The 12,083-nt window shown below is 66.5% G+C and carries 12 protein-coding genes and 1 tRNA gene; 3 read left to right on the forward strand and 10 right to left on the reverse strand.

Translation table 11 applies throughout. From position 1 onward, the window contains the following. Positions 1-17: 17 nt before the first annotated feature. From RFM52_RS03850 to RFM52_RS03860, 3 genes are read right to left on the reverse strand one after another with little or no spacing between them, the layout of a single operon-like run. Positions 18-1,235 carry an ABC transporter permease gene (locus RFM52_RS03850; RefSeq protein WP_320295215.1) on the reverse strand — a complete coding sequence of 406 codons (1,218 nt, stop codon included), beginning with the start codon at positions 1,233-1,235 and terminating at the stop codon, positions 18-20. Next, positions 1,232-1,939: an ABC transporter ATP-binding protein gene (locus tag RFM52_RS03855; RefSeq protein WP_320295216.1), complete on the reverse strand. Its 708-nt coding sequence runs from the start codon at positions 1,937-1,939 to the stop codon at positions 1,232-1,234. Before RFM52_RS03855 ends, RFM52_RS03850 begins: the two co-directional genes overlap by 4 nt. Before the next feature lie 4 nt (positions 1,940-1,943). After that, positions 1,944-3,230, reverse strand: a complete 1,287-nt coding sequence (locus tag RFM52_RS03860; protein WP_320295217.1) for an efflux RND transporter periplasmic adaptor subunit — start codon at positions 3,228-3,230, stop codon at positions 1,944-1,946. Between the two features lie 132 nt (positions 3,231-3,362). Between RFM52_RS03860 and RFM52_RS03865 the strand changes: the two genes are divergently transcribed. The 3 genes from RFM52_RS03865 (at position 3,363) to RFM52_RS03875 (ending at position 5,643) form a co-directional block, all read left to right on the forward strand. Next, entirely contained in the window at positions 3,363-4,265 is a 903-nt protein-coding gene (locus RFM52_RS03865) for a PhzF family phenazine biosynthesis protein (RefSeq protein WP_320295218.1), read from the forward strand. Between the two features lie 160 nt (positions 4,266-4,425). Then, positions 4,426-4,501: transfer RNA gene (locus RFM52_RS03870), tRNA-Lys, on the forward strand. Between the two features lie 305 nt (positions 4,502-4,806). Next, a complete protein-coding gene (locus RFM52_RS03875; protein ID WP_320295219.1) occupies positions 4,807-5,643 on the forward strand; it encodes a hypothetical protein in 837 nt (278 codons plus the stop codon). 116 nt (positions 5,644-5,759) lie between these two features. Here the strand turns inward: RFM52_RS03875 and cobT are convergent, their stop codons facing one another. The 7 genes from cobT to cbiE are packed head-to-tail and all read right to left on the reverse strand — an operon-like array spanning position 5,760 to position 12,083. Further along, a complete protein-coding gene (gene cobT / locus RFM52_RS03880) occupies positions 5,760-6,785 on the reverse strand; it encodes a nicotinate-nucleotide--dimethylbenzimidazole phosphoribosyltransferase (RefSeq protein ID WP_320295220.1) in 1,026 nt (341 codons plus the stop codon). A gap of 23 nt (positions 6,786-6,808) precedes the next feature. Further along, positions 6,809-7,576, reverse strand: coding sequence for an adenosylcobinamide-GDP ribazoletransferase (cobS, locus tag RFM52_RS03885; protein WP_320295221.1), 768 nt, complete (start codon positions 7,574-7,576; stop codon positions 6,809-6,811). Next, on the reverse strand, positions 7,573-8,889 hold the full coding sequence (locus tag RFM52_RS03890; protein WP_320295222.1) for a cobyrinic acid a,c-diamide synthase CobB: 1,317 nt from the start codon (positions 8,887-8,889) through the stop codon (positions 7,573-7,575). Before RFM52_RS03890 ends, cobS begins: the two co-directional genes overlap by 4 nt. Continuing rightward, on the reverse strand, positions 8,886-9,701 hold the full coding sequence (cobA, locus tag RFM52_RS03895) for a uroporphyrinogen-III C-methyltransferase (RefSeq protein WP_320295223.1): 816 nt from the start codon (positions 9,699-9,701) through the stop codon (positions 8,886-8,888). Before cobA ends, RFM52_RS03890 begins: the two co-directional genes overlap by 4 nt. After that, positions 9,698-10,462: a precorrin-4 C(11)-methyltransferase gene (gene cobM, locus RFM52_RS03900; protein ID WP_320295224.1), complete on the reverse strand. Its 765-nt coding sequence runs from the start codon at positions 10,460-10,462 to the stop codon at positions 9,698-9,700. The genes cobA and cobM overlap by 4 nt, the downstream gene beginning before the upstream one ends. Next, a complete protein-coding gene (locus RFM52_RS03905; protein WP_320295225.1) occupies positions 10,459-10,845 on the reverse strand; it encodes a cobalamin biosynthesis protein in 387 nt (128 codons plus the stop codon). The genes cobM and RFM52_RS03905 overlap by 4 nt, the downstream gene beginning before the upstream one ends. Then, entirely contained in the window at positions 10,842-12,083 is a 1,242-nt protein-coding gene (gene cbiE / locus RFM52_RS03910; RefSeq protein WP_320295226.1) for a precorrin-6y C5,15-methyltransferase (decarboxylating) subunit CbiE, read from the reverse strand. The genes RFM52_RS03905 and cbiE overlap by 4 nt, the downstream gene beginning before the upstream one ends.

Here is a 12,083-nt window from a genome sequence, read left to right on the forward strand (position 1 = left end):
CAGCCGCTATGATCTGGCTATTCATGCCGCAGCGCGTCGATGGGGTCGAGCCTCGCGCCGCGCAGCGCCGGGAAAAAACCGAACACCATGCCGATCAGCGCCGAGAAGCCGACCGCGAGCAGGATGACGGCGGGGCTGGGCGCGAAAGGTATCGTCAGCGCGATCGAGGCAAGGCCGGCCAGCGAAAGCCCGATCAGGATGCCGATGATGCCGCCAAAGAGCGACAGCACCGTCGCCTCCACCAGGAACTGGATGAGGATGTGTTTTTCGTGCGCGCCGATGGCCAGCCTGATGCCGATCTCGCGCGTGCGCTCGGTGACCGACACCAGCATGATGTTCATGATGCCGATGCCGCCGACCAACAGGCTGACGCCGGCGACCGCGCCCAGCATGCCGGTCATGGTGGTGGTGGCGCTGGTCATCGCGTCGGCGATCTGGGTCATGTCGCGGATGGCGAAATCGGGATCGCGGTCCGGCGTGATGCGGCGCGTGTCGCGCAAAATGTCCTCGACGCGCGGCTGCAGTTCGCTGGTCGGCGTGCGGTCGTCGGCGGCGATATAGATGTTGTCGATGTCGCGGTTGCCGGCGATGCGGCGCTGATAGGCGTGCAACGGCATCAGCACGACATTGTCCTGGTCCTGGCCGAAGCCGGTATAGCCCTTGGGCTCGAGCAGGCCGATGATCGTGCAGGAGGTGCGGTTGACGCGGATGATCTCGCCTTCGGGATCGCCGGCGCCGAAGAATTGCTGGCGCACCGTCTCGCCGATCAGACACACGCCTGTGCCGGCGCGCGTTTCGGAATCGCTGAACGGCCGCCCCGACACCAGCCTCCAGTCGCGAGCATCGAGATAGGCGCTGTCGGTGCCGGTGACGCCCGAGGTCAGGCTTTCGGTGCCGAAGATGACGCGGACCTGTTTTTGCGAGGCAGGCGAAATTGCGCGCGCGCCGCTGAGATGCGCAACCAGCGCGGTCACATCCTTTTCGGCCAGCGGCCGCGTCACCTGATCGAGGCCCCCCGGTCCGCCTGGTCCCGCGGGCCGGCCGGCGCGAACGACGAGCAGGTTGCTGCCAAGCTTGGAAATGTCGGCCTTGACCTTCTCCGTCGTGCCGGAGCCGATGGTGAGCATGGCGATGACGGCCGCGACGCCGATGACGATGCCGAGCAGCGTCAGGAATGAGCGCAATACGTTGCGGCGGATCGAGCGCAGCGAGAGGCGGACGGTCTCCCAGATCATGCCGCTTCCTCCGCTTTCAAGGTGTCGGAGGCGACATGACCGTCGAGGAAGCGGATGGTGCGGCCGGCATAGTCCGCGACATCGGCCTCGTGGGTGACCATGACGATGGAGAGCCCGAGATCGGCGTTGAGCCTGGTCAGCAATTCCATGATTTCGTGCGTGCGCGCGGTGTCGAGATTGCCGGTGGGCTCGTCGGCGACGAGCAGCGTCGGCCTGGTGACGATGGCGCGGGCGATCGCAACGCGCTGCTGCTGGCCGCCCGAAAGCTCGGCCGGGGTGTGGTGCTCGCGCCCGACCAGACCGACCTCGGCCAGCGCCTGCATGGCGAGGTCGCGGCGCTCGCGCGCGGCAACGCCGCGATAGATCAGCGGCAGCTCGACATTTTCAGCGGCGGTCGTGCGCGGCAAGAGATTGTAGCCCTGGAAGACGAAGCCGACATAAAGGTTGCGCAAAAGCGCGCGGCGGTTGCGGTCGAGGCGGCCCGCATCGACGCCCATGAAAGAGTAGGTTCCGACCGTCGGCGTGTCGAGGCAGCCGATGATGTTCATCGCTGTCGATTTGCCCGAGCCTGAGGGACCCATGATGGCGACGAACTCGCCACGCCGGATGGCGAGATCGACGCCGGCCAGCGCATGCACGCGGGCTTCGCCCTCGCCGTAGCTCTTCCAGACCTTGTCGAAGGTGATGAGCAGCGGAGCCGACATGTCGTCAGCTCCGCTGCTGCGCGCCGGTGATGACTTGCGCGCCGGCGTCGAGGCCGGACGTGATCTCGGTCAACTCGCCGTCGGTCGAGCCGATCCTGACGTTGATCGGATGCGGCCGGCCATTCTCCAGCACATAAAGCGTGCGCGAGCCGTCGGTCGGGGCTTTCGTCGCCTCGCGCTGCCGGTTGGGATGGCCCATGCGGCCGGTGAACAGGTCACTGAAGCTCCAGCCGCGCGTCTGCTGTTGCATCGGGCGATAGCGGAAGGCCGTCGAGGGAACGGTGAGCACGCCCTTGGCCTGCCTTGTGACAACAGAGACCGTCGCCGTCATGCCGGGCCTGAGCAGAAGCTCACCATTGTCAACTTCGAGACGCGCTTTGTAGGTGACGACGCCGTCGGTGGTGACCGAGGCGTAGGAGATGTCGCGGATCTCGGCGTCGAAGGGGCGATCCGGGAAGGCGTCGACGGTGAAGCGGGCGTGCTGGCCGGGCTTGACCTGGCCGATATCGGCCTCGTCGACCGCAGCCTGCAATTCCATGTTGCGAAGGTCGGCGGCGATGACGAAGAGCACGGGCGCCTGCAGCGAGGACGCGACCGTCTGGCCGGGATCGACCGAGCGCGTCAGCACGATGCCGTCGATCGGCGCATAGATGGTGCTTTTGGCAAGATCGGTCTGCTGCGCCTTGAGGTCGGCCTGGGCGATGGCGAGATTGGCTTCGGCGCTGTCCAGCGCCGCCTTCGAGCGATCCCGCGTCGCGGTCGCCGCTTCGAGCGACTGGTCCGTCGCCATGCCGCGCTTGGTGAGCGCGCTTGCGCGTACAACCGCGTTCTCGTTTTCCTGCAAGGTCACCTTGGCGTTCTCGACGGCGGCAGCCGCCGCCTTGGCGGAGGCGGTGGCGCGCTCGATCTGGACCTCCAGCTTGACGGTGTCGAGCGTCGCCAGCACGTCGCCCTTCTTGACCTGCTGGTTCTCGCTGGCCGTGACCGAGCGGACGATGCCGGAAAGCTCGCTGGAGATGTCGACCTGGGTCAATGGCTGCAGTGTGCCGGTGGCCGATACCTCGACGGTGAGGTCGGCGATTGCCGCAGGCACGGTGGCGTATTCAATTTTGGGGGGTGCGGCGGCATACCATCGATAGAGGGCAATGCCGGCCGCGACGACCGCTACCGCCAGCATGGCGTAGAGCCAGAAGCGGCGTCGCTTGCGGCTTACGCCCTTGCGGTCGAGCCCGAGCGCGGCCTCTATGGAAGTACCGGATTCCGCGCTTGGCGGATTGACAATCTGGTCCACCCCGGACCCCTATGCTGAAAATCGATGTCCCTATCCGTGCACAGATCAGGCCTTAAGGTCCGAATTTCAAATTAAATTTCCCTCATGTTGGGATTGAGGCGGAAATTCGGGGCGAGGCGAGAGGTTTTCTCCATGGCGCGCAATTACTTGTTCTACGATGTGTTTACCACCGAAAGGCTGGCCGGAAATCCGCTTGCGGTGGTGCTCGACAGCGATGGGCTCGACACTGCCGGCATGCAGGCGATCGCGCGCGAATTCAATCTTTCGGAAACGGTGTTCGTGCTGCCCGCCGACAATCCAAAGCACCGCAACCGTATCCGCATCTTCACGCCCGACTATGAAATGCCTTTCGCCGGGCATCCCACGGTCGGCTCGGCAATCGCGCTGGCGGAACTCGCCGGGGAGGCGGCCGGCATCTTCGTGCTGGAGGAGAATATCGGGCCGGTACGCTGCGCGGTGAGCAAGCATGACGGCTCGACCTTCGCCGAGTTCGACCTGGCGAAATTGCCGGAGCCGCTGGAGCTCAAGGCCGACCCGGACGCGATCGGCGCGGCACTCGGCCTTGCCCCGCACGAGATCGGCTTCGAGAATCACCGCGTCGCCTTCTGGTCGGCCGGTGTGCCTTATGTGACTATTCCGGTTGCCGGCCTGGCGGAGGCGGCCAAGATCAGGCTCGACAACCAGGCATGGTCGGAATTGGCACCCCGCAAGAGCGAATGGGCCTTCGCCAGCCCGTATGTCTACTGCCGCGAGACGGTCCATCACGACAGCGGCTTCCATGTGCGCATGATCGTGCCCGGTACCCCGTCCTACGAAGATCCCGCAACCGGTTCGGCCGCGGCGGCCTTTGCCGGCGCGATCATGCATTTCGATGCCCCGACCGACGGCACCTCGCAGCTCTGGATCGAGCAGGGGCTGGAAATGGGCCGGCCATCGCGCATTCGGCTCGAGCTTAATGTCGATGGCGGAAAACTGGCCTCCGCGCGCATCGGCGGCCATGCGATCAAGGTCGCGGAAGGCAGGCTGTTTGTCTGACCGGTGCGGCCCTTTTTGAGCGAGCATGATCTTTTCCGAAAACCGGTATCCACTTTTCGGGATCATGCTTCAGCGATTTGTCGGGAAATGATCGGGCAGGGCTAGACATGACCGAAAGCGGCGGCTATATGCGCCGCCGACGCTGGTTTTCCAGCGGTGTGGGTGTGTAGCTCAGTTGGTAGAGCAGCTGACTCTTAATCAGCGGGTCCACAGTTCGATCCTGTGCACACCCACCATTTAATTCCTTGTTTTCCTAGCGCTTTACGCTTGCCGAGAAGACCCGGTCTTTTCCGGATCCCGGCATCGGTTCGAGCCGGAGACAGGAAGAGCAAAGCCACCGTCATGCTAGAGTCTGCCCCCGTGGGTATGGACGCTTTCGCTCATGCGCAATATGGATGGGATGCAACCTGTCGTGGCGCTCCCGTTTTCGCTGCGTCGCGAAGGAAGACGACGAGACGTTTGTTCAATGACGCTGCGCCGGGCGACTTGGCCTTTTGATTGACGCCGCCCTGCAAAAGTGTCGATTTCAGGGGAACTGGTCATGACCGACAACAAGCCGGCCGCAGACGTCACCAAGGATTGGCAAGCAACGCAGGGCCAGAAATCCGCCGCCACGCGCCTCCGCCTTTTCGCCGCGCTCTCGTGGATCGTCGCCATTGGCGGCGAGATTGCCGGGATCGTTTTGTTCTACAAGCACAAGTTCGACCAGGGAAACCTGCCGCTGCTGATCGGCATTCTGGTCGGGATCGCGATTTTCGCGATCGCCGGCAACTTGTTTTGGAAGGCTGCCAACCGGCACGACCCGGCCCGGGCATCCGACACGGCCAGCTTCTTCTTCCAAAACCAGCTCGGCGCGATCATCACGCTGATTGCCTTCCTCCCCTTGATCTTCCTTATCCTCACCGACAAGAACATGGATCCGCAGACCAAGAAGGTCGCCGGCGGCGTCGGTGCCGCGCTGGCCGTGCTCGCGACGGTAATGGGGGTCAGCTTCAAGCCCCCGTCGGTCGAGCAGTACACCCAGGACATGAACTCGTGCGCGGCCCAGATCAGGGCGGGGCAGCCGACCACGGCCTGTTCGCCCGAAGTCGCCGCCCAGGCCCAGGAGATCGCCACGGATACTTCCGCGGTGACCGCGGCAACGAAGGACGCCAGTCACCCTGCCGGTCAGGACGTCGTGTACTGGATCGCGCCGGAAAACGGAGCCGCGAAGTCCTCCGAACCGCATGTTTTCCATCTCTGCGCCGCCGTGAGTCCGCTGAAGGACAAGACCGTGAACAGCGGCTCGGTGACGGAGGCCTACGCGCAGAACGCCATCCGCATCACCAAGCAGATCGAGATGGAACAGAAGCAATGCGGTTTCGCCGCCTCGCAATAAGCCTGCCCGCACGATCGCCCCGCGTCGCAACCGGGTGACATTGCGCCTTCGACCCTTCGAAGACTGACTGGGCGTTTCACCGTTTCGCGCGAACGGCGAAACGCCCTCTCTCTGTTCTACTTCTCCGAAACACCGGCCTCGGCGAAGCTCGCCATCTTCGCATGGCATTCCAGCGCCGAGCGAACGATGTTGACGGCAAGGCAGGCGCCGGAGCCTTCGCCGAGCCGCATGCCGAGATCGAGCAGCGGCGGCAGGCCGAGCGCTTCGAGCAGGCGGCGGTGGCCGGCTTCGGCCGAGACATGGGCGGCGATAGTGTGGGCCAGTCCGGTCGGGTGCAGTCTGGCCAGCGGCGCGACCGCGGCGGTGCACACAAAACCGTCGAGCAGCACCGGCACGTTGTTCTTGCGCGCGGCGAGCGTGGCGCCGAAGATAGCCGCCAATTCGCGCCCGCCGAGAGCGGCAGCGATCTTCAGCGGGTCGGAGAGCGAATCGGCATGGCGCTTGAGCCCGGCCTCGATGGCGACGACCTTGCGCTGCAGCCCGGCGTCGTCGACGCCGGTGCCGCGACCCGTCCATTTCTCGGCGCCGCCGCCAAACAGCGCCGTGGAGATCGCCGCAGCCGGTGTCGTGTTGCCGATGCCCATCTCGCCGAAGCAGACGAGGTCGAGGTCGTTGGTCACGGCGTCATAGCCGGCGGTGACGGCGGCGAGGAATGCCTTTTCGTCCATTGCCGGAACCTGCGTGAAGTCGCCGGTCGGATGGTCGAGATCGAGCGGGATAACGTCCAGCTTCGCGCCGGCGATTCGGGCAAGCTGGTTGATGGCGGCGCCGCCACCGGCGAAATTCGCCACCATCTGCACCGTGACTTCCGAAGGATAGGCCGACACGCCCTGCGCGGTGACGCCGTGATTGCCGGCGAAAACAAAGACTTTCACCGCATCGAGTTTCGGCATGTCGCGGCCCTGCCAGCGGCCGAGCCAGGCAGCGATGGTTTCCAGCCGGCCGAGGCTGCCCGGCGGCTTGGTCAGTGTGTCCTGGCGCTTGGCGACGGCGCCGGCGGCCGCATCGCTGCCGGCGGGGAGGTCGAGGCAGGCGGCGCGAAGATCTTCGAGCGATTTGAAGGCAGTCGATTGGGGGGACATGGGGCAAGGTCTCCGAAAGAGAATCAGGAAAGGCAAACGGAAGCGGTAAGCAGCACCGCGATCTCGCCGAGCTGCTGCAGCGCGCCGATCGTGTCGCCGGTCTGGCCGCCGATCTGGCTGAGGCAAAGCGCGCGGAAGGCGGCAAACAGCAGGCCGAGCAGTATGAGCGCCGCGATCGCGCCGCCAAGGCCGAGCGCCAGCAGCGCGACCGCGCCGAGCGCCGCGCCGACAATGGCGGTCTCCGTCGTGACGGAGCCGGCATTGGCCGACAGGCCGTCGCTGCGAGCCGGCGGCAGAAGATGCATGAAGGCGCCGAACAGGCCGCGTGAAGCCGCATGCGCGGCGAGCAGCGCCAGGACGACATGGCCGGGGCCGGTGAGTTGGGACAGCGCGCTCCAGCGGATGAGCAGCGAGATACCAAGCGCCGCGGCGCCATAAGCGCCGATGCGGCTGTCGCGCATGATCTCCAGCTTCCTGTCGCGTGTCCGGCCGCCCCAAAAACCGTCGGCGATGTCGGAAAGCCCGTCCTCGTGCAGGCAACCGGTGACGAGCATCGTCGCGGCGAGCGTGAGCGCCGCGGCCGGGCCGGTGGCGAGGCCGAGGACCGTGGCGATGGCGTAGACCAGCGCGCCGATGATCGCCACCGCGAGACCGGCAAAGGGCGCAGCCCAGATCGCGTCGGCAAGGCTGCGGCCGCCGAAATCGCTCGATGGCAATTTCAGCCGGGTGAAGAAGATGAGGCTGAGGCCGATATCGTCAAGCACTTGCCGGGGTGCGGAAGGGCCGTTCATGCGCCCCTCGCTATGGCATGGAAAAAAGTGCCGCTGACATGGCCGCGCCGGTAGCCGGAAGCGCCAAGCGGGTTGCCCTGGCCGTCGGCAAGGTCGGCCAAAGGCTCGTCATTGCCGGTAGCGGTCATCTGCGCATAGTGGAATTCATGACCGCGGATCAGCGTTCCCTCCGGTCCCAAAGGACAGGCGGCGCGCAGCCGCGCCTCGCGATAGCCGAGGTTCATCTTGCGTTTGGCGAAGCTGGTCGAATGGCCGAGCAGGCCGAGCATCTTATGGCTTTGTCCATCCGCGTCTTCCAGCACTTCGCCCAGCACCATGAAGCCGCCGCACTCGCCATGAATCGGCTTTGTCGCTGCAAAGCGCGCCATACCTGTGTGGAAATTCGTCGCGGCCGCGAGCTTGCCGGCATGCAGTTCGGGATAGCCGCCGGGCAGCCAGCAGACGTCGCAGTCCGGCGAAGGTGCTTCGTCGGCGAGTGGCGAGAAGGGCACGATCTCGGCGCCTGCCTTGCGCCAATGCGTGGCGACATGCGGATAGAGGAACGTGAAGGCGGCATCTTCCGCCAGCGCGATGCGCTGCCCGGGCGGTTGCAGCGCGTCACCGAAGTCGCCGGCCGCCGGCTCCAGCGGGGTGGCCAGCGCCAGGATGGCGTCGATGTCGAGCGACTTCTCGACCATGTCCGCCAGCCGGTCGAGATGCGCCATCAGGTTTTCGTATTCGCCGGCCTGGACGAGGCCGAGGTGCCGCTCCGGCAGATTGAGCATCGGATCGCGCAGGATGGCGCCGACCACGGGCAGGCCGATCGCCTCGATCGCGTCGCCGGACAGACGGCGGTGGCGTTCGCTGCCAAGGCGGTTGAGCACGACACCGGCCATGCGGACATCCGGGTCGTAGGTGGCGAAACCCTTGGCCACCGCCGCCGCCGTGGTCGACTGCCCGGAGACGTCGAGCACCAACAGCACCGGCAGGCCATAGAGCCGGGCGAGATCTGCGGCCGAGCCGGAGCGGCCTTCCGGCGCGGGGATGCCGTCGAACAGGCCCATTGCGCTTTCGAGGATGACGTATTCGGCGTCATCCGTTGCCTGGCTGGCCAGCGCGTTGAGCAGGGAAGGCGACATCGCCCAGCTGTCCAGGTTGACGCCGGAAAGGCCGGTGGCGGCGGTGTGGAAACCGGGGTCGATATAGTCCGGTCCGGACTTCGCGCCGCGCACTTTCAGGCCGCGCCGGGCGAGCGCGCGCAACAGGCCGATGGTGACGCTGGTCTTGCCCGAGCCGGAGCGTGGCGCGCCGATGATGATCGCGCGCGCCGTCATGCGCCGCCCGCCAGTGCCGCGCGCATGGCGACGATGCCGCCGACGACGATCAGCGCCGGCGAAGCAAGCCCGGCAGCCGCGGCCTCATCGGCGATGGTGGCGAGCGTGGCGACGACGATGCGCTCCTGCGGCGTCGTCGCCGCGACGATCACAGCCGCGGGTGTCGATGGCGCGAGGCCGCCGCCGAGCAGCTTTGCCGCGATCACCGGCAGATTGGCCATGCCCATATAGACGACGACCGGCTGTCCGGTGCGGGCGATCGCGGTCCAGTCGATGTCGTCATCGGTGCCGGCGGCGTGGCCGGTGGCGAGGATGACCGCCTTGTTGATGCCGCGCATGGTGGCGGGAATGCCGGTGGCGGCCAAAGCGCTGAGGCCGGAGGTCAGGCCGGAAAGCACACGGAACGGAATGTCTTCGCCCGCCAGCGCCAAAGCCTCTTCGCCGCCACGGCCGAAAATATAGGGATCGCCGCCCTTGAGACGCACGACACGCCGGCCTTCGCGCGCTAGCCGCACGAGAAGGGCGTTGATGTCGTCCTGCTTCATCGAGGGCTGGCCGCCGCGTTTTCCGGCGTAGAAGAGCTCGGCGCCCTGGGCGACCGCCACGACGTCGGGCGAGACCAGCGCGTCATAAACCAGCGCGTCGCATTGCCCGAGCGCCGCCAGCACCTCAAGCGTCAGGCAGCCGGGATCGCCCGGGCCGGCGCCCGCCAGCCAGACATGGCCAGGCTCCAGTTCGCGCGGCTTGAAGTTCAGCCGCGCCAGCGCCTGCTCCACATTTGCCCGTCCGTTTGTATTGGCGCTGCCGTTCACAATCCATCCCGTCCGCGAAAACGCCGCTGGTAGTGGGCGTCGTACAATGAGCTTTCGCCGAAATCCTGCGCTGCGAGAGCGCTGCCGACGAAGATGATCGCCGTGCGCTCCACCGGATTTTCCGCCAGCTGCGCTTCGATGGTGCCGAGCGTGCCGGTCAGGATGCTCTCGTCCGGCCAGGAGGCGCGGAAGACGACCGCGACCGGACATTCGGCGCCGTAGAGAGGCGTCAAATCGGCAACGACGCGGTCGATGGCATGGATGGCAAGATGGATGGCAAGCGTGGCGCCGGTGCGGCCGAAGCCGGCCAGCGTCTCGCCCGGCGGCATTTTCGAGGCGCGACCGGAAACGCGCGTCAGCACCAGGCTTTGCGCGAGCTCGGGGATGGTGAGCTCGCGGCGCAGCGCCGCCGCCGCCGCCGCGAAGGAGGGGACGCCGGGGGTCAGCGTGTAAGCGATGTTGTGCTTTTCCAGGCGCCTGATCTGTTCGGCGACGGCGCTCCACACCGAAAGATCGCCGGAATGGAGGCGCGCGACGTCGTGGCCGGCCTTGTGGGCGGCGACATATTCGGCCTCGATCTCGTCGAGCGACATCGGCGCGGTGTCGATCAGCCTGGTGCCTGGCGCGCAATGTTCCAGCAGCTCCGGCGCGACGATCGAGCCGGCATAGAGGCAGACCGGGCAACTGGCCAGGAGCCGCGCGCCGCGCAGCGTGATGAGATCGGCCGCACCTGGACCGGCGCCGATGAAATGGACCGTCATGGCGCATCTCCGCTGATGGCGATGGCGCAGGTGACCGGACCGAGCACTGTGCGGGGCCCGAGCAGCCTTGCACCGGCCCCGGCGACCGCGAGGGCGGAAGCTTCCGAAACCGACGGCGTGCCGGCGCGGCTTTGCGAGAGATCGCAGCGGCTGCGGGCGCCCGGCGAGGCCAGCTGCAGGACCCGGTCATCGGCAATGACGACAGGCAGGTTAAGCGCGCGGCCGGCGGCGGAAATCGCCGCCTCATCCTTCTTGAGCGGGGCGGTCGCCAGTGCCGAAAGCGCTGTCATCGCGAGGCCATGCGCTTCAAGCGCGGTCTCGATCGCCGCCAGCACTTCCACGACGCTCACGCCTTTGCGGCTACCGATGCCCGCGACCATCATGACTTGACCCAGCTCCACTGCGTAACCGGCATGGCCGGACGCCAGGCCTGCATGGACCCGACAGGTGCCGCGCGGGAAAGCGCGACGCGGGTGAGATCGCCGCCGCGCCTGTTGTGCTGGTCGAGCAGCAGTGCCTCCATCTCCAGCGTCACCGCGTTGGCGACCAGTCGGCCGCCGGCGCGCAGCGCCTTGATCGCTTTCTCCAGCACGCCGGTATCGCTGCCGCCGCCGCCGATGAAGATCGCATCCGGCGTCTCCAGTTTGGCGAACGCCTTGGGCGCCGCGCCTTCGACCACGACAAGGCCCGGCACACCGCAATGCGCGGCGTTGCGGCGGACGCGGACGGCGCGTTCGCCGTTGGCCTCGATGGCGATGGCGCGCAGCGAAGGATGCGCCAGCATCCATTCGATGCCGATCGAGCCCGAACCGGCACCGATATCCCACAGCAACTCACCGCGCCGTGGCGCCAGCGCCGACAGCGTGATGGCGCGGATCTCGCGCTTGGTGATCTGGCCGTCATGCTCGAACAGGTGATCGGCGAGGCCGACGGTCAAGGGCAGGATGCGCGCATCCGGCGTTGATACAATCTCTAGCGCCAGCACGTTGAGCGGGTTGATGTTCTTGAGATCGAAAGCGTCCGCGCGGGAGGTTCGACGCGCTTCATCGGCGCCGCCGAGCGCTTCCAGGACCGTCAGCCGCGACGGGCCGAAGCCGAGTTCGTCGAGCAGTGAGGCGATAGCCGCCGGCGCGTCGGCGTCTGATGTCAGGGCGAGGATGCGCGCGCCGGGTTGGAGCAGGGGTCGGATCAGATCGATCGGGTGGCCGTGCAGCGAGATGGTCTCGACGTCTTGCAACGCCCAGCCAAGACGCGATGCCGCGAGCGACAGCGAGGAGGGTGCCGGCAGGACAAGCATCTCATCCGGCTTGACCTTGCGTGCCAGTGTGACGCCGACGCCGTGGAAGAACGGGTCGCCTGAGGCAAGCACGCAGATTTTCTTGCCTTTGAGCGCCAGCACGTCGCGCATCTCGGCATCGAAGGGCGTCGGCCATGGGCGCGTCTCGCCCTTGGCCACGTTCGAGACGAGAGCAAGGTGCCGCTTGCCGCCGAACACGGTCTCCGCCTGCGCAATGCGCTGCTTGGCCTCGTCGCCGAGACCCGCTACACCGTCCTCGCCGATGCCGACAATGGTCAGCCATTTCGAGACTGGCTTGGCGGCGCGCGCACCCTTAGCAGGCAT

The organism is Mesorhizobium humile (assembly GCF_033977215.1).
In the GTDB taxonomy this organism is placed as follows: Bacteria; Pseudomonadota; Alphaproteobacteria; order Rhizobiales; family Rhizobiaceae; genus Mesorhizobium; species Mesorhizobium humile.

Excerpts from the sequence above, each read along its gene's own strand:
- cobM (WP_320295224.1), bottom strand. The coding sequence starts at position 10,462 with ATGACGGTCCATTTCATCGGCGCCGGTCCAGGTGCGGCCGATCTCATC.
- RFM52_RS03905 (WP_320295225.1), bottom strand. The coding sequence starts at position 10,845 with ATGATGGTCGCGGGCATCGGTAGCCGCAAAGGCGTGAGCGTCGTGGAA.
- RFM52_RS03890 (WP_320295222.1), bottom strand. The coding sequence starts at position 8,889 with ATGACGGCGCGCGCGATCATCATCGGCGCGCCACGCTCCGGCTCGGGC.
- RFM52_RS03855 (WP_320295216.1), bottom strand. The coding sequence starts at position 1,939 with ATGTCGGCTCCGCTGCTCATCACCTTCGACAAGGTCTGGAAGAGCTAC.
- cobT (WP_320295220.1), bottom strand. The coding sequence starts at position 6,785 with ATGTCCCCCCAATCGACTGCCTTCAAATCGCTCGAAGATCTTCGCGCC.
- RFM52_RS03850 (WP_320295215.1), bottom strand. The coding sequence starts at position 1,235 with ATGATCTGGGAGACCGTCCGCCTCTCGCTGCGCTCGATCCGCCGCAAC.
- cobS (WP_320295221.1), bottom strand. The coding sequence starts at position 7,576 with ATGAACGGCCCTTCCGCACCCCGGCAAGTGCTTGACGATATCGGCCTC.
- RFM52_RS03865 (WP_320295218.1), top strand. The coding sequence starts at position 3,363 with ATGGCGCGCAATTACTTGTTCTACGATGTGTTTACCACCGAAAGGCTG.
- cbiE (WP_320295226.1), bottom strand. The coding sequence starts at position 12,083 with ATGCCTGCTAAGGGTGCGCGCGCCGCCAAGCCAGTCTCGAAATGGCTG.
- RFM52_RS03875 (WP_320295219.1), top strand. The coding sequence starts at position 4,807 with ATGACCGACAACAAGCCGGCCGCAGACGTCACCAAGGATTGGCAAGCA.